The 16,819-nt window shown below is 50.5% G+C and carries 15 protein-coding genes, 1 CRISPR repeat array and 1 riboswitch; all 15 genes read left to right on the top strand.

Annotated elements, in window-relative coordinates; genetic code table 11:
- Positions 1-53 precede the first annotated feature (53 nt).
- Positions 54-880: a CRISPR direct-repeat array (repeat unit 32 nt; unit sequence GTCGCGCCCCGCGTGGGCGCGTGGATTGAAAC).
- A 178-nt stretch (positions 881-1,058) separates the two neighbouring features.
- Positions 1,059-1,217: a hypothetical protein gene (locus M0R35_06295; protein MCK9595271.1), complete on the top strand. Its 159-nt coding sequence runs from the start codon at positions 1,059-1,061 to the stop codon at positions 1,215-1,217.
- A 62-nt stretch (positions 1,218-1,279) separates the two neighbouring features.
- Positions 1,280-1,356, top strand: a riboswitch (cyclic di-GMP riboswitch).
- A 179-nt stretch (positions 1,357-1,535) separates the two neighbouring features.
- Complete coding sequence (locus tag M0R35_06290) at positions 1,536-2,261, top strand: Bax inhibitor-1/YccA family protein (GenBank protein ID MCK9595270.1); 726 nt, start codon at positions 1,536-1,538, stop codon at positions 2,259-2,261.
- Between the two features lie 175 nt (positions 2,262-2,436).
- The gene (locus M0R35_06285) at positions 2,437-3,417 is read left to right on the top strand and encodes an OmpA family protein (protein MCK9595269.1); all 981 of its coding nucleotides are present in this window, start codon (positions 2,437-2,439) and stop codon (positions 3,415-3,417) included.
- Between the two features lie 48 nt (positions 3,418-3,465).
- Positions 3,466-3,945, top strand: coding sequence for a PTS sugar transporter subunit IIA (locus M0R35_06280; GenBank protein ID MCK9595268.1), 480 nt, complete (start codon positions 3,466-3,468; stop codon positions 3,943-3,945).
- A gap of 32 nt (positions 3,946-3,977) precedes the next feature.
- Positions 3,978-5,147, top strand: coding sequence for a thioredoxin family protein (locus M0R35_06275; GenBank protein ID MCK9595267.1), 1,170 nt, complete (start codon positions 3,978-3,980; stop codon positions 5,145-5,147).
- Between the two features lies 1 nt (position 5,148).
- Positions 5,149-5,556 (top strand): DUF1573 domain-containing protein, encoded by a 408-nt coding sequence (locus M0R35_06270; protein ID MCK9595266.1) that lies wholly within the window; start codon positions 5,149-5,151, stop codon positions 5,554-5,556.
- Between the two features lie 15 nt (positions 5,557-5,571).
- Complete coding sequence (locus tag M0R35_06265) at positions 5,572-6,534, top strand: zinc metalloprotease HtpX (protein ID MCK9595265.1); 963 nt, start codon at positions 5,572-5,574, stop codon at positions 6,532-6,534.
- A 23-nt stretch (positions 6,535-6,557) separates the two neighbouring features.
- Positions 6,558-7,763, top strand: coding sequence for an acetate kinase (locus M0R35_06260; GenBank protein ID MCK9595264.1), 1,206 nt, complete (start codon positions 6,558-6,560; stop codon positions 7,761-7,763).
- A 109-nt stretch (positions 7,764-7,872) separates the two neighbouring features.
- Positions 7,873-8,691 carry a sulfide/dihydroorotate dehydrogenase-like FAD/NAD-binding protein gene (locus M0R35_06255; protein MCK9595263.1) on the top strand — a complete coding sequence of 273 codons (819 nt, stop codon included), beginning with the start codon at positions 7,873-7,875 and terminating at the stop codon, positions 8,689-8,691.
- A 1-nt stretch (position 8,692) separates the two neighbouring features.
- Entirely contained in the window at positions 8,693-10,090 is a 1,398-nt protein-coding gene (gltA, locus tag M0R35_06250) for an NADPH-dependent glutamate synthase (GenBank protein MCK9595262.1), read from the top strand.
- A 59-nt stretch (positions 10,091-10,149) separates the two neighbouring features.
- Positions 10,150-10,458: an NAD(P)H-dependent oxidoreductase subunit E gene (locus tag M0R35_06245; protein ID MCK9595261.1), complete on the top strand. Its 309-nt coding sequence runs from the start codon at positions 10,150-10,152 to the stop codon at positions 10,456-10,458.
- Between the two features lie 5 nt (positions 10,459-10,463).
- Positions 10,464-10,694: an NAD(P)H-dependent oxidoreductase subunit E gene (locus M0R35_06240; protein ID MCK9595260.1), complete on the top strand. Its 231-nt coding sequence runs from the start codon at positions 10,464-10,466 to the stop codon at positions 10,692-10,694.
- Positions 10,691-13,834, top strand: a complete 3,144-nt coding sequence (locus M0R35_06235) for an FAD-dependent oxidoreductase (protein ID MCK9595259.1) — start codon at positions 10,691-10,693, stop codon at positions 13,832-13,834. Before M0R35_06240 ends, M0R35_06235 begins: the two co-directional genes overlap by 4 nt.
- A 158-nt stretch (positions 13,835-13,992) precedes the next feature.
- The gene (locus M0R35_06230) at positions 13,993-15,756 is read left to right on the top strand and encodes an NADH-dependent [FeFe] hydrogenase, group A6 (GenBank protein ID MCK9595258.1); all 1,764 of its coding nucleotides are present in this window, start codon (positions 13,993-13,995) and stop codon (positions 15,754-15,756) included.
- 46 nt (positions 15,757-15,802) lie between these two features.
- On the top strand, positions 15,803-16,819 hold a 1,017-nt coding region (locus M0R35_06225; protein MCK9595257.1), incomplete at its 3' end, for a nucleoside transporter.

Genomic DNA, 16,819 nt, shown 5'->3' with positions numbered 1-16,819 from the left:
GGGCGCGTGGATTGAAACTAAACATTCCCCGGTCAGAAGATGAGGCATTTCAGGTCGCGCCCCGCGTGGGCGCGTGGATTGAAACTTAATTTAGGTTGTGGAGAAGATATAAAACCAGAGGTCGCGCCCCGCGTGGGCGCGTGGATTGAAACCAAACAAGCACATACGAAACCCAGCGTTGAACATAGTCGCGCCCCGCGTGGGCGCGTGGATTGAAACTTCTCATTACTCCTCGGATAGCGTATATATTTGGGTCGCGCCCCGCGTGGGCGCGTGGATTGAAACGCAACAGCGTCAGAAGGAGAAGCCAGCCAATATCTAGTCGCGCCCCGCGTGGGCGCGTGGATTGAAACAAATTAGCATATCCGCAAGCTCATATACGATATGGTCGCGCCCCGCGTGGGCGCGTGGATTGAAACGTTCTTTTATATATATACTTCCCAAAAAAATAAAGTCGCGCCCCGCGTGGGCGCGTGGATTGAAACTAATTTACATGGTAAAGCTTTGTATGATGCTATGTCGCGCCCCGCGTGGGCGCGTGGATTGAAACTTGATCCTCAACGCTTAACCACTTGCGCTGGCAAGTCGCGCCCCGCGTGGGCGCGTGGATTGAAACACGCTTCCTCCTTTTTTAGTGTTACGAATGCTGAGTCGCGCCCCGCGTGGGCGCGTGGATTGAAACTTCTTTACTGCCCCACCATCATCAGTAAAGTCATGTCGCGCCCCGCGTGGGCGCGTGGATTGAAACAAACCGGCTTAGATGTAGTCCAAACCGCCGCAGAGTCGCGCCCCGCGTGGGCGCGTGGATTGAAACCCAGGATGCCGCCATGTCTTGCCCCGGAAGCTATGTCGCGCCCCGCGTGGGCGCGTGGATTGAAACGCGGATAGCCCTTATGTTTAGTCTGAGCACTATGTAGTCGCGTCCTAAAATATTGAATTGTTCAAATACGGAAAACATTATAAAATAATAACTGATGCAATGGGGTAGTGTTGCGTTATTATACCTGGCACTAATCGGAATATGCACCGGTGTTGAATCTCTACTCAAGGAGAATTGTATGAAGATAGGCAGTTTAGAAGTTAAGGCCTTCAAAATAAAGAACCGCAAGGGATACGCCGCGATATGCGGCGATAACCTTACTGAAGGGGCTACTATACAACAAGCTTATGACCGTATGGTTAAAGCTGTCCGCCGGACAGCTAAGAAATTAAAATAAAGCTAACCGCGGCCTTGTAATCCGGCAGCTATGTGTTATACTTAATTGCAACAAGAAACACCCTGTGTTAAAGGCAAACTGGCAGTAATGCCGGGGCGCAAAGCGACAGTCCCGTAATTCGGGAGGCTGCGTTGCCAAAACGGTGGTTGTCGCAAAAAGCCCTGGCATAGGTTTGCCGGGTTTTTTGGTTAAAACCACCTGCCACGGTAGGTTTAATATAAAAAGCCGGTTCATAAGAGCCGGTTTTTTTGTTTTCTATGCCGGTTTTGTGTGATATAATCAGTGAAATAACAACGAAAATTTAAAAGCGAGGCGTATATGGAACGTTCAAGCAATCCTGTCCTGAAGAACAATATCTTTACTAAAGCCGGTTCGGTTGATCCCGCGTTGGCTATGACTATCCAGGGAACGGTGAATAAGACCTTGTTCCTGCTGGGTTTGGTGCTGTTAACCGCGGTATGGAGTTGGGCCAATCCGGCTAAACTGCTTTCTTGGTTCTGGCTTTTGGCTATCGCTGGATTAGTCGTGGCCCTGGTCACTGTTTTCAAGAAAGAATGGTCTGCGGTAACCGCGCCTGTCTATGCTATGGTCGAGGGGTTTATTCTGGGCGGGTTGTCAGTTCTAATGGAAAAGTCATACCCGGGTATAGTTATACAGGCTGTGGGGCTTACCTTCGGCACGCTTTTTTGCCTTTTAATGGCTTATAAATCCGGCTTGATCAAAGCCACGGAGAACTTTAAACTGGGGGTAATCGCCGCTACCGGCGCTGTCGCTTTAGTTTATATAGTGGATATAGGAATGGGTTTTTTCGGCGTCCGTATCCCGTTCATTCATGAAAGCGGGCTTATGGGGATAATCTTCAGCGCGGTCGTGGTGGTTATCGCTGCCCTGAACCTGGTCCTGGATTTTGATTTCATCGAAAAAGGGGCCCAGGCAAATGCTCCCAAATATATGGAGTGGTACGGCGCATTCGGATTAATGGTCACGTTGATCTGGCTCTACCTGGAAATACTCAGGCTTTTGGTAAAAACGCGCCGAAGGTAAATTCATCCGTTTTAACGGTTTTTCACCTGTTTAATTTGTTTGACAAAAACGCTTTTTGACCTATAATAACTTCTGTAAAACGCATTGCTGAAAAACAGGGTTTTTTGACTGATATTCCCGCCAAAACTATCCTAAAAAAACAGGTGTATTACTAATCACAAGCGAGGTGATGGCAATGAATAAAACGCGCAAAAGACTTTTTATATTATCGGTTATCGCATTATTATCGTTAACCCTTTCCGGATGCGCCTCTGACCGCGAAGCCCGCAGGCAAGCGGAGATGGACGCAATGCAGAAGAAATTCGCCTGGTGGCCTACCGACGCCCAGCCTAAGCCGGTAAAAGACGAAAGCCGCAGCGGCTATTGGTGGTGGCCAAGTCAGCCGGGAAGCGCAAAGCTTTGGGGTAACAGAGGTTATGTCTACTTAAACAAGATCATCTATGATTATAAATCCGAGGAGCTGCCGCCGGCAAAACCTCAGGAATTAAGGCCGTCACTTTTGGTCAAGAAGATCATAACGAACGTCAAGGTGTATTTTGATTACGACAAATCCAGCCTCAGGGATGACACTGTTCGGATACTGGAAGACGCGGTAAAGACCCTGGGAAAGAATCCCGGCGCTAACATCCTTATTACCGGCAATTGCGATGTCCGCGGCCCGGAGAATTACAACATCCGGCTGGGCCAGAAACGGGCCGCCAGCGTGAAGAATTTCATGCTTGATAACGGTATTGTAGAAGAGCGCATTAAGATCATCAGCCGCGGCAAGCTGGACGCGATCGCCCCGGTCTCCGACCTGGTGGGTATGCAAAAAGACCGCAACGCCCAATTTATGATCGCCGAGGTAGAAGAGGTCATGCTTCCGACCCCGGAAAGCGCCATTCAGGGGCAGGAGCCCGCGTCAAACATTCCTGAGGACGCTACTCAAGTCGAGGAAGGCAAATATATCCAGGAAACCGAAGAGACTATTGAAGGCGAAATCAAGGTCAATACTGAAGAATATACCGTCAAAAAAGGTGACTCGCTGTGGATAATCGCCGAGAAAAAATTAGGCGGCGGACACCGTTGGAAATACCTTTACGAGTTGAATAAAGACAGGATCAAGAACCCTAAGAAATTACGGGTAGGCCAGAAAATAGTCATACCGGTCGAATAAGTTTTTTATAGGGACCGGCTGGCATAGTTCTAATGGAAGGAGCCAGCAGTGGCAGCGAGCGCTTGTGCGAACACGAAGTTATCTTCTTTGTTAAAAGAGAAATATATAAACCTGAGCCTTAAGGAAACTAACAAGACTAAACTTATCGGCGAGCTGCTCGATCTTATCGGCCAGTCCAAGGAGTTGAAGGACAAAAAAACCCTGCTTAACCTTATCCTGAAAAGGGAAAAACTGGGTTCTACCGGCATAGGCAACGGCGTGGCTATCCCGCACGCCAAGTCCGACAAGGTGAATAATTCGATAATCGGGTTCGCCAGGCATAGCCAGGGAGTGGATTTCGGGGCGCTGGACGGAGAAAAGACATATATCTTTTTCATCCTCGCTTCATCCGAAGCCAATGTCGGCGGGCATCTTAAGATCCTCGCGGACATCGCGCACCTGGTAAAAGATAAATTCATCGTGGATCGCCTGAAGAACGCCAAAGATAAAAAGGAAGTCCTGAAGATAATAGCCACTTATGAAAAGTAGTTTGGCAGCCCGGTAGTTCATCCCCTTCCGTAATGATAAAAAAGATCATCATCCTTAATCTGTTTTCCCTGTGTATAGCTACCGGTTTATCCGCCGCTCCAGCCACGGAAAAGCCCAAATTGGTCCTTTTTCATTCGGTTACCTGCCATGAATGTGCGCAGGTAAGGGACGAATTACTGCCAGGTATCCGGGAGAAATATAAAAATAATATCGATATCGAATACCGGGATATCGCGGATATCGAGAACTATAAATTACTGCTGGGGTTGAAAGAGCGATATAAGGTAACAGCGCAGTTGCGCGTTCCGGTAATATTCATTGCCGGGAAATTTTTAAGCGGAAAACAGGCGATAACCAGCGGGTTGGATGATCTTATACTTCAGGCGTCGGTTGTTTCCCCGGGCAGCGCCGCGAATAATCCTGAAGTGGACCTGGTTGGTTATTTTCTTGGTTTTACCCCTCTGGCCGTGGTTTCCGCCGGGCTTATAGACGGAATCAACCCCTGCGCCTTTACGGTGATAGTTTTTTTTATTTCATTCCTGGCTTTGCAGGGATATCGCAGAAGAGAATTGCTGGTTATCGGGGTATCTTTCATCTTCGCGGTATTTCTTACGTACCTATTGCTGGGCTTGGGGTTATTCAGTTTTTTCTACAGCCTCAAGGGTTTCTGGATAATAAGAAGAGGGGTTAATCTGGCGGTAGGCGGATTAAGCCTGTGCCTGGCGGTATTGGCGTTTTGGGATTTTCTGAAATACAAGAGAACCGGCAATACCGAGGGGATGTCTTTGCAGCTGCCGCAGGCGGTAAAGAACCGGATCCGCGCGGTTATCGGCAGGCATTACCGAAAGCCCAAGGACGGCGTTGTCCCGGTTTCGCAAAAACATATTCTCAGCCTTGTCCTGTCAGCTTTGATCTCCGGATTTTTGGTTTCCATCTTGGAGGCTGTTTGTACCGGGCAGGTATATTTGCCCACGATCGCTTTTGTTTTGAAGGCCGCGCCGATAAAATTGCAGGCGTGGGGATACCTGTTATTGTATAACCTGATGTTCATCCTGCCGTTGGTAGCGGTATTTGTTTTCAGTATGATGGGGGCAAGCTCGCAGGATTTCTCACGGGTTTTGAAAAAGAATTTCCTGGCGGTTAAAATATTGATGGCGGCCTTATTTTTCAGCCTCGGTGCGTTTATTATTTGGAGGGGATAGGATGAAAGCCCTGTTCGGTTTATGCTTTTTTTTATCGGTATTAGCCGGCTGTTACGCCCAGGCTGAACCGTTAGATGAGGCGGATGGCCAGGCCGCGCAGGTTCAATCCGCTGACCCGTATCTCTGGGATTTCGGCGCGGTAAAGGCGGGAAAGCCTGTTGAACACGAGTTCATTTTTACGAACAAATCGGAAAAACCTTTTAATATAACCGGCAGTTATACCTCCTGCGGCTGTACTGTGTCAAAGATCGCCAGGAAGAGCCTCGCGCCAGGCGAAAGCACGGCGATCGACGTGGAGTTCAAGACCACCGGCTACAACGGCGATGTCCATCAGTTCATTTACGTGAATACCGATGATCCGGCCAATCCGGCATATAAGTTCACTATAAAGGCCCGCGTGATAAAATAGAAGGGTTGTTTTTAAATGTTCGAATTAAGATTGAAAATGGGCGTTTTGCTGGCGGTTTTATTCGGGATCATCTACGCGGTCGTTGTAATGCTCGGGACTTACGCCGGGATAAACGACTTTTATCTTTATCTGGTCTTTTCATTGGTCCTGATGTTCATCCAGTATATGATCGGCCCGATGCTTATTGAGTGGACTATGCGGGTAAAATACCTGAAGCACCAGGATAATCCCAAACTTTTCCAAATGGTGGAAAGCCTGGCGATCAAAGCCGGGCTGCCTATGCCGCGGATCGGCATCGCCCAGATAGCCATACCCAATGCCTTTGCTTTTGGCAGAGGGGTCAAAGACGGCAGGATCTGCGTAACCCAGGGTATCCTCGGGCTTTTGGATGACGAGGAATTAAAGGCTGTCCTGGCCCATGAGATGAGCCATATCAAGAACAGGGATGTGTTGACCATCACGATCTTATCGGTGATCCCGATGATCTTTTATCGGCTGGCCTGGAATTTCCTTTTCTACGGCCGCCGGCGCAGCTCCGACAGGAATAGCGGCAATACCGCCCTTATCGGGGTAGCCGCGTTCGCGTTTTATTTCATCACCAACCTTTTGGTGTTGTACGCGTCGAGGATCCGGGAATATTTCGCCGACCGCGGGGCGATCCTTTTGGGATGCCGTCCGCAGGCTTTGGCCTCGGCGTTATATAAGCTGGTTTACGGCTCAGCCAGGATGGATAAAGAGGAATTAAAGGAGACAGAAGGGCTAAAGGCGTTTTTCGCCAATGACCCGTCCCGGGCCATGGATGAGATACGCGAGCTTAAAGCCCTGGATAAGGATAGAAGCGGCACGATCGATTCAGCCGAGCTCCTGGCGGTGAGGGCCAAAAAGATCAGGCTGGGTGTCGGCGACAGGATGCTTGAGATGTTAAGCACCCATCCGAATATGTTGAAAAGGATAAAGCAGCTGGCCACATATCAATAAGTTTTTAAAGAAAAGGACAACCGATGAAAATCCTGGTTATCAATTCCGGAAGCTCTTCCATCAAATATCAGCTTTTTGAAATGCCCCAGGAAAAGGTCCTGGCTAAAGGTTTGCTTGAGAAGATCGGCGAGGGATCATCCGGGTATTTCCAGAAGAGCGTTCGCGGCAGCTTTGAGATAAAGAACCATATCGCCAACCACGAGGAAGGCATACATTTCATCCTGAAGATGCTCAGCGACCCGCAGCAGGGGGTCATCTCATCCGTTGACGAAATAACCGGGATAGGGCACCGCGTCCTGCATTGCGGCGAGGTCTATACTGAATCCGTAATAGCGGATGAGCGGGTAGAGAAAGTCATCGAGGAGTATATGGACCTTGGGCCTTTACACAATGCCCCTAATCTCATAGGGATCAGGTCCTGTAAGAAATCCCTGCCGCACGCGGTTGAGGTAGCCACGTTCGATACCGCGTTCCATCACAGCATCCCGGATTACGCCTATCGTTACGCTATTCCTTCGGAGTTGTACCGCAAATACAAGATCCGGCGTTACGGTTTTCACGGGACCTCGCACCGTTATGTCAGCCGCAAGCTGGCCTCGGTTATGGGCCTCGAACCGGCTAAAGTAAATTCCATTATCTGTCATTTGGGCAACGGCTGCAGCATCTGCGCGGTAAAGAGCGGCTGTTCCGCGGATACGAGCATGGGGTTGACCCCGCTGGAGGGGCTGGTTATGGGCACGCGCTCCGGCGATATCGACCCGGCAGTGCTCTTATATCTGGCCGGTAAAGGTTATTCCCCCGAGGCGTTGAACACCCTTTTAAATAAACAGAGCGGTTTGCTGGGTATTTCCGAGATAAGCAATGATATGCGCAATCTGATCGAGGCCAGGGAAAAAGGCGATAGCCGGGCGAAACTGGCGATAGACATCTTTTGTTACCGCTTGAAGAAGTACATAGGCGCTTATCTGGCGGCTTTGGGAAATACCGACGCCATTGTTTTTACCGGCGGCATCGGCGAGAATAACGCGTTCATCCGGGCGGAAAGCATTTGCGGCCTGGAAAATCTGGGTATAGAGATAGACCCGGCAAAGAACAAGGCTGCAGCTTCGGGAAAAGAGTCTTTGATCAGCAAAGACAGTTCCCGGATAAAAGTATATGTTATCCCGACCAATGAAGAATTGCAGATCGCCCTGGACACCTTCGAGATCACCCGTGATCATATAGGTTAGGAGCATCGTGGTCCGCCAACAGCTTTTTAAAAAATTATCTGGCAAAAACCTTTTGTTTAAAATATAATAAATGCAAATTATTCTTTAACTGCCAGCCAAGAGGTCAGGAATGTTCAAGATACTGGATAAATACACGTTAGGCCCGAAAATGCATTATGTCCTTATGGAAGCGCCTTTCATTGCCAGAAAGGCCCGCGCCGGCCAGTTCGTTATTATCCGGGTAACCGAAAAAGGCGAGCGCGTGCCTTTGACCATCGCTGATTTTGACAGGGATAAAGGGACTGTTACTTTAGTCTTTCAGGAGGCAGGCCAGACTACCACGCTTTTAGCCGGGATGCAAAAGGGCGATTTCCTGTTAGATCTTTTAGGGCCGCAGGGAAATCCTACTGAGATAGAGAACTTCGGCCATGCCGTAGTTGTGGGCGGAGGCATAGGGGTTGCTCCGGTTTATCCTTTAGCCCGGGCTTTAAAGGAAAAAGGCAATAAAGTTACTTCCATAATCGGATACCGCTCCAAGGAACATGTCTTCTGGGAAGATAAGATGAAGGCGGTATCGAATGATCTGCTTATCGCCACCAATGACGGCTCTTATGGCCGCAAAGGGTTTGTCACCGACCTGCTTAAAGAGGTAATGGCGGCAGGCAAGGTTGATATAGTATTCGCCATAGGACCGCCAGTGATGATGCGGGCGGTAGTGGAGCTTACCCGGGGTAAGCTCAAGACCATTGTCAGCCTGAATTCCCTGATGGTTTGCGGCATGGGTATGTGCGGGGCGTGCCGGGTCAATGTTGCGGATAAAACCAGGTTTACCTGCATGGACGGCCCGGATTTTGACGGCCATCAGGTGGATTTTGATTTGTTGATGAAAAGGCTCGAGACTTATAAGACAGAGGAATGCAGCTGCCAGTGTAAGAAACAGGGGGAATAAAATGGCTGTAGAGAAAAAAGCAGTGCATATGCGCGAGCAGGAACCCGCGGACCGGATCAGGAATTTTGACGAGGTCCCTTTTGGTTATAATGAGGAAGAGGCGTTAAAAGAGGCGTCCCGCTGCATGCAGTGCCATAAAAGCCCATGCGTGGAAGGATGCCCGGTGAACATAAATATACCTGTTTTTATTAAAGCGCTTAAGGAAAAAGATTTTCAAAAAGCGATCGATATCATCCATGAAAATGATTCCCTGCCCTGCATTACCGGCAGGGTCTGCCCGCAGGAAGAGCAATGCCAGAAGCTTTGCGTGATGAGCAAGATGGGCGATCCGATCTCTATCGGCAGGCTGGAGCGTTTTCTGGCTGACTGGGACTTGAATAACCGCGGAGAAAATAAAAAGGCTCAAACTTCCGGCTCCGCCGGCAAAAAGAAAGTGGCTGTGGTCGGTTCCGGCCCTGCCGGCCTTACCTGCGCCGCTGAATTGGCTAAGAAAGGATATTCGGTCACCGTCTTTGAAGGCTATCATAAATTAGGCGGGGTTTTGGTTTACGGGATCCCGGAGTTCAGGCTGCCCAAGGCCATAGTGGAGAGCGAGATAAACCTGCTCAAGGAATTAGGCGTGGTTTTCGCCACAAACATGCTTATCGGCCGGGCCTTGACCATCGAGGAATTGTTCAAAGAAGGGTATGCTGCGGTATTCGTGGGTTCAGGCGCGGGCCTGCCCAATTTTATGGGCATTCCCGGAGAGAACCTTAACGGCGTATATTCGGCCAATGAGTTCCTTACCCGGGTCAACCTGATGAAAGCGTATAAATTCCCGGAATACCATACGCCGGTCAAAAAAGGCGTGAATGTGGCAGTGGTCGGCGGAGGCAATGTGGCCATGGACTCCGCCAGGACCGCCTTGCGGCTGGGGGCTAAACACGTTTACCTTATCTATCGAAGGTCGGCAAAAGAAATGCCGGCCCGGGAAGAAGAGGTGGTCCACGCCCGCGAAGAAGGGATAGATTTCCGGCTGTTGACCAACCCTCTGCGTTACATCGCGGATGAGAAGGGTTTTGTGAAGCAGGTTGAATGCATAAAAATGGAGCTTGGCGAGCCGGACGCCTCCGGCAGAAGAAGCCCGATAGCGGTGAAGGGATCCGAATTCATTATTGACATAGACGAAGCTATTGTGGCCATCGGGAATACCCCGAACCCGATCATCGCCAGGACCACCCCGGGTTTGAATGTCGGCAGGCACGGCGAGATAAAGGCCGATGAACAGGGATTGACCTCTATCTCCGGCGTATTCGCCGGAGGGGACGCGGTTACCGGTGCGGCGACAGTTATTACTGCCATGGGCGCCGGCAGAAAGGGCGCGCAGGCCATCGATGCGTATATCAACTCTCGGAAATAAATTAAAATGATCTAAAAAACTTATTTCATAAAGTATCTCCTTATCAAGGAGGACCGTAAATGAAGAGCAGCCCTCGGAACATGGTGGATAACAAGATCATTGACCAGGTGATCGAGAAGTGCCGGGGAACCCCCGGAGAGCTTTTAGGGCTGCTCGAAGAAGTGCAAGGCCTGCATAAACAGAAATACCTTCCCACGGAAACGCTCGAATATATATCCCGCAAGACCAATATCCCTTTATCCATGATCTACAGCGTTGTGACGTTTTACGCGTTCTTCAACCTTAAACCCCAGGGCGATCATTCTATAATCATCTGCCGGGGACAGCCTGTCATACCCGCAGGTCGAAAAACCTGCTGGAATATCTAAAAAAAATGCTGGGATTGCATGAGGATGAATCCAGGCAGGGCGAGAAGATATTCCTGACCACCTCCGACAATAAATTCACGCTGAAGACCGTGGCCTGTTTCGGGCAATGCGCCCTGGCCCCGGTGGTTGAGATCGACGGGACCATATACAGCCATATGACCGAGAACAAGCTCAAGGATATAGTCAATCGCGTTGCCCGGGGCAAGCAGGATAGATCAAAGGGGGGCTCAGCATGAAGATCACCGGCCTTGATGGGTTGAACCGCGTTAAAGATAACGGCCTTAAGAAATATCTGCCCGGAATAACCCGGGTGGCTGTGGGTTTAGGCACCTGCGGCATAGGCAACGCCGCGGATGAAGTATTCAAAAATTTCAGCCAGGCTCTGAAGAAAAAGAAAACCCGGGCCATTCTGGTAAAGACCGGATGCTTCGGGTTTTGCGCGCAGGAGCCGCTGGTGAATATCCATATTCCGGGAAAACCGCTGGTCATTTTGCATAAAGTGACTGTCAAAGACGTGCCTGTTATAGTCGATAGCATCGCTAAAGGCGGGATCCCGGAGAAGCTCGCCTTATGCCGGATAGAGGAATGGGATCATTTGACCGGCAAGGCTTTTTTTGGTAAAGGTTTTCCGGATATTCCTCTTTGGAATGAAGTGCCTTTCTTTAAATGGCAGAAAAAAATAGTGCTGCGTGACAGCGGCCTGATCAATCCCGAGGATATCGAGGAATACATCGGCGTAGGCGGGTACAGTTCTTTATATAAAGTTCTTTCCGGGCTGCATCCTGAGGCGGTGATCGCCGAGGTAAAGAATTCCAAACTGCGCGGCAGGGGCGGCGCGGGATTTCCTACCGGCAGAAAATGGGAATTAATGAGGCAGGTCCAGGCCGACAAGAAATATATAATCTGCAACGCGGATGAAGGAGACCCTGGCGCTTATATGAACCGCAATGAGATCGAGTCCGATCCTCATATGCTCATTGAAGGAATGATCATCGGCGCGTACGCCATGGGGGCTGATGAAGGAGTGGTTTATATCCGGGCTGAATATCCGCTCGCGGTCCAGAGGCTGAAAGAGGCGATAAAACAGGCCAGGGAATACGGTTTATTGGGGAATAACCTGCTGGGGTCGAATTTCAGTTTTGACCTGCGGGTAGTTGAAGGCGCAGGTGCGTTTGTCTGCGGCGAAGAGACCGCGTTGATCGCCTCGATCGAAGGCAAGCCCGGAAGGCCCAGGCCCAGGCCGCCTTTTCCCGCGCAGCGCGGACTTTACGATAAGCCTACTACGATAAATAACGTCGAGACCTGGTGCAATATCCCGGTGATAATCGCTAAAGGCGGGGAGTGGTTTACCCTCACTGGAACAGCCAACAGCGCGGGGACCAAGGTCTTTTCGCTGGTCGGAAAGATCAAAAATACCGGATTGGTCGAATTAGCCTTGGGCCAGCCGATAAAAGTGCTGGTTTATAATATCGGCGCCGGCACAGGCACGCGCAAGAAGATCAAGGCAGTGCAGACCGGAGGGCCTTCGGGAGGGTGCATACCGGTGGAGCTGTTCGACACACCGGTGGATTATGAATCACTGAACGCCTTGGGCGCGATAATGGGTTCAGGCGGCATGGTGGTAATGGACCAGGATAACTGCATGGTGGACGTGGCCCGTTATTTCACGGAGTTCACCACTTCCGAGTCTTGTGGAAAATGCACCCCCTGCAGGGAAGGATTGTTCCAGGCGTTAAGGATATTGCGCGATATCAGCGACGGCAAGTCCGATCCCGGCCAGATCGGATATTTGCAGGAGCTTGGCGAGGGTATAAAAGATACCGCGCTTTGCGGGCTTGGACAGACCGGGCCCAATCCCATACTTACCACCCTTAAATATTTCCGCAAAGAATACGATCAGCATATCGAGGCCAAGCATTGCGACGCCGGGGTATGCCTGAACCTGTTCCTCTCGCCCTGCGAGAACAGCTGTCCTCTGCATATGAACATCCCGGGTTTTCTCTCCCTGCTTAAAGCAGACAATCTTAAAGAGGCGTTTGAATCGATCTACAGGGATAACCCTTTCCCTTCCTCCAGCGGAAGGATATGCCATTTCCATTGCAAGATGCGCTGCCGCAGGGAAGATATTGATGAGCCTGTTTCACAAGGCGAGGTCCATCGTTATGTGGCGGATAGCATTTATAGATCCGGCAAAGAAAAAAGCGTGCTGAAAAAGCTGGTTGAAGAAACGCTTGCGCCTACGCATAAGAAGATCGCGATCATCGGCGCGGGCCCGTCCGGACTGACCGCTGCGTTCTATCTGGCCCGCTTAGGCCATAAGGTAACCCTGTTTGAGGCTAATGCCGAAGCAGGCGGCGTATTGCGTTACGGTATCCCGGAATACCGGTTGCCTAAAAAGATCCTGGCCAGGGAAATAGGGTTTATCAAGAAGTTCGGCGTGGAGTTCAAGTTAGGCCGGAAAATAGATACCGAAGGATTGCGTCGGATAAACAAGGCCCATGACGCGGTATTCATCGCTACCGGCGCTTATAAGAACATGTCCCTGGTAATCCCGGGGGAGAACCTTTCAGGGGTGGCCAGCGGCATAGCGTTCCTGGAGGCTGTATCCGAAAAGCATAAGCCGAATATCGGGAAAAATGTTTTGATCATCGGGGCGGGCAATGTCGCAGTCGACGCCGGCCGCACCGCGCACCGTTTCGGGGCAAAAGTGACCATTGTTTATCGCCGGGACAAGGAAGATATGCCGGCTAATAAAGACGAGCTCTTTGAGGCTGAGCGCGAAGGCATACATTTTGTTTTTTACGCCGCCCCGAAGGTGATATTGGGCGATGAAAAAGGCAATGTCCGGGCGCTCAAGGTGAGCAGGATGATCCCCGGGGATTTCGACGCCTCAGGCAGAAGAAAGCCTGTTCCCACGGATGAGTATTATGAAATACCATGTGATACGGTTCTGCTGGCAATAGGCGAGCGGGTTGACGCCCAGTTCCTGCAGGATTTTGGAATAGTCTTGAACCAGAACGGCACGGTCCAGGTGAATCATTTTACCCTGCGCACCAGCATTGACAAAGTGTACGCGGGAGGCGACCTGGTAATGGGCCCGGCAACCGCGGTCGAGGCTATGGCGGACGGAAAGAATGCCGCCCAACAAATAGATAAGGCGTTGATGGGTGAGGACAGGTTCGGCCGGTTGTTCAAGAAATTCGATTATCCTATGCAGGTGCCGATGAATCCGGCTCTGGCGAAGAAGCAGACCGGGATGAAGTTAAAGGTAAAAGAGCGGCATCTGAATTTCAAAGAGATATCATCCGGGCTTTCCCAGACGCAGGCGCACCTGGAAACTCTGCGCTGTCTGCGCTGCGACGTCAAAAGCGACTAGGGGACGGTTCCTCGTTCTCTAACTCGTTAGCTGTCTGGAGGTTGTGAACACGGTATTTACAAATTATGCCTGATTTTGACAGGCAAGAGGCTTGTTATAATGTAATGCGCTGTAAAGGGTTATATTAAGAGGAACCGTCCCCTGTAAAGGAGAAGACTATGGTGAATATTAAGATCGATGGGAAAAGCTGCCAGGTCCAGGAAGGGACAAATATCTTAAAGGCCGCCCAGTCTTACGGCATTATGATCCCGGCTATATGCTATCTTGACGGCGTCAGCGAAGAGGCAGCTTGTTCGGTCTGCCTGGTCGAGGTAAAAGGGGCGAAGAGCCTTTTGCGTTCCTGCGTGACTAAGGTCGCCGAAGGAATGGAAATATTCACTAATACCGCGCGGGTGCGTAAGGCCAGGATCCTGAATCTCGAACTGCTTCTTGCCAGCCATCCCAAGGATTGTTTTGTCTGCGATCGCAATCAGAGCTGCGAACTGCGCAAGATCGCTTATGATATGGGGATCAGGAAGGTGCGTTTCCCGAAAGCAACAAAGCTCGAGATGGAGATCGATTCATCCTCGCCTTCGATCATCCGCGACCCGAATAAATGCATTTTATGCCGCAGATGTATCGCTGTATGCGCCAAGATCCAGACTGTAAGCGCCATTGATTCGATGAACCGGGGAAAGCTTACCAGGATATCAACTTTTATGGATAAGGGCATGGGGAATGTAGATTGCGTCAATTGCGGGCAATGCCTTTTGGTCTGTCCCACCGGCGCGCTGGTAGAGAACAGCCAGATCGCCGGTGTCTGGAAAGATATTGCCGATCCGGGAAAATTCGTGGTCGTTGAGGCCGCGCCTGCGGTTCGGGCCAGCATAGGCGAGGAGTTCGGTTATCCCGCGGGCACGCTGGTCACCGGGAAAATGGCCGCCGCCTTGCGCAGGTTGGGTTTTAACAAGGTCTTTGATACTCAATTTAGCGCTGACCTGACCATAATGGAAGAAGGCAGCGAGTTGATCGGGCGGATCAAGAATAAAGGAGTGCTTCCTTTGATCACCTCATGTTCTCCGGGCTGGATAAAATTCGCGGAACACGCTTATCCTAAGGTCTTGGAACATATCTCCACCTGTAAATCGCCTCAACAAATGTTCGGGGCTATCGCCAAGACGTATTACGCCGAGAAATTAGGCCTGGACCCGAAAAATATAAGCGTGGTCTCGATAATGCCCTGCACCGCCAAGAAATTCGAGGCAAAGCGTCCGGAAATGAACAGCGCCTTTCAGTATTGGAAAGATAAAAAAGGATGGCAGGATAAAGAAAGCTTCCCTGATGTGGATCATGTCCTGACTACCCGGGAAGCGGCCAGGATGATCAAAGAAGCCGGGATCGATTTTATCGCTCTTGAGGACGAGGATTTTGACGAGCCGTTAGGCGTATCTACCGGAGCGGCAGTCATTTTCGGGGCTACCGGCGGGGTAATGGAAGCCGCGTTAAGGACGGCTTATGAGGTGTTGACCGGAAAAACCCTGGAAAATCTGGATTTCGAGGGTGTGCGCGGATTGCGGGGGATAAAAACCGCCGAGGTTGACATAAACGGAATGTCGTTAAAGGTAGCTGTGGCGAATTCCCTGGGCAATGCCCGGGTTTTATTGGACGAGGTACAGGCCGGTAAGTCGCCATACGCGTTCATTGAGATAATGACCTGCCCTGGCGGTTGCCTGGGCGGCGGCGGACAGCCTATTCCCACGGACACCGCGATCCGCCAGAAGAGAAAAGAGGCCATTTATCAGGAAGACAAGAATAAGCCGGTGAGAAAGTCCCATGAGAACCCGGCGGTAATGGCGTTATATAAAGATTTCCTGGTTAAGCCTTTAGGAGAGAGGTCGCATCAGCTATTGCATACGCATTACCATGAAAGGGTTGTTTGTTAAATCAATTGATCTGTGATGAAATCGATCTCTGCCGGAAGCGCGCTTTATGAGTATTTATAATCTTGTGAGCCTTTTGGGCATATTGGTGTTGATGCTCTTGGCCTGGTCTTTCTCCAATGACAAGAAAAACCTGAATTGGAGGGTCATTGGCTGGGCTGTGGCCATGCAATTGATCTGGGCGGCTTTTATCTTCGCGTTCCCGGCAGGGACAAAATTATTCCTTTTTCTTAATGGCATCATTATCAAGGTTATGGATTCGGCGGCAGCCGGCGCCAGGTTTGTTTTCGGAAGATTAGCCATCCCTGTAGGAGGTGTCGGCGATAACGGAGAACCCTCTTTGGGATTTATCCTGGCATTCCAGGCCTTTCCCACCATAATCTTTTTTTCCGCGGTGATATCCATACTTTACTTTTACAATATAATGCAGATGCTTATCCGGGGATTCGCGTATTTATTCACCAGGTTTATGCGTATATCCGGGGCGGAGTCTTTAGCGAGCGCCAGCAACATATTCTTAGGCATAGAATCCAACCTGACTATCCGGCCGCACCTGGATAATATGACCCGTTCGGAATTATGCACGGTCTTGACCGCGGGCATGGCCACGGTCTCCTCGAATATCATGGCTTTATATATTTTCAGCCTTAAAGGCCAATTCCCGACCATTGCCGGGCATTTGATGTCGGCATCGATACTCTCGGCTCCCGCGGCTCTGGTAATGTCCAAGCTTATCTGTCCTGAAAAAGACCACCCTAAGACTTTAGGCCTGCATATCCAGCCGCATTATGAGAAAGATAACAACCTGTTCGAGGCTATTATTAACGGGGCTAACGCCGGCGTAAGGATGATCGTCGGGATCACTGCGCTGCTTATTGCGGTTTTGGGCCTGCTCGGGATTTTTGACCTGGCCCTGGGCTGGTTCGGGTCCGGGATCAATAAATTTCTCCATATCAGCTTTGTCTGGACCCTGCAGAATATTTTAGGCTATGTATTTTATCCTATCGCGGTGATCCTGGGCGTTCCGTTACAGGACGCGGGGACAGTCGCACGGATAGTCGGTGAA

This window comes from Candidatus Omnitrophota bacterium, assembly GCA_023227985.1.
GTDB lineage: Bacteria > Omnitrophota > Gorgyraeia > Gygaellales > Profunditerraquicolaceae > JALOCB01.
This window is presented reverse-complemented; position numbering and strand designations above follow the sequence as displayed.